General features: G+C 47.5%; 1 protein-coding gene. It reads left to right on the top strand.

The features are described from left to right. Positions 1 to 17 precede the first annotated feature (17 nt). The coding region (locus AB4298_RS21270) for an Ig-like domain-containing protein (protein WP_371988333.1) at positions 18 to 364 on the top strand (347 nt) is incomplete at its 3' end.

Raw genomic sequence — 364 nt, forward strand, 5'->3', positions numbered from 1 at the left:
TAATGTCGGACTCAAGTGTGCTAAATGTGACCACCGATAGTGCTCTTTCTTGGAGCAGTAGCGACACCAATATTGCAACTATCGATACCGATACGGGGATCGCAACGGGTGTTGCAGTCGGTACCGTTACTATTACCGCATCGGGTAATACGAATGGCGCTGAGTTTACTGCATCTGCTGAATTGACAGTAACGAATGCCACAGTAACCAGTCTGCAAATCACACCACAGGATACCACTGTAGTCGCCGGGCTAGAGCAAGCCTTTACTGCACAAGCGTTAATGTCTGACTCTAGTGTGCTAAATGTGACCACTGATAGTGCTCTTTCTTGGAGCAGTAGCGACACCAATATTGCAACTATCGA

The sequence above is a fragment of the Shewanella sp. 10N.261.52.F9 genome (genome assembly GCF_041471165.1).
Taxonomy (GTDB): domain Bacteria; phylum Pseudomonadota; class Gammaproteobacteria; order Enterobacterales; family Shewanellaceae; genus Shewanella; species Shewanella marinintestina.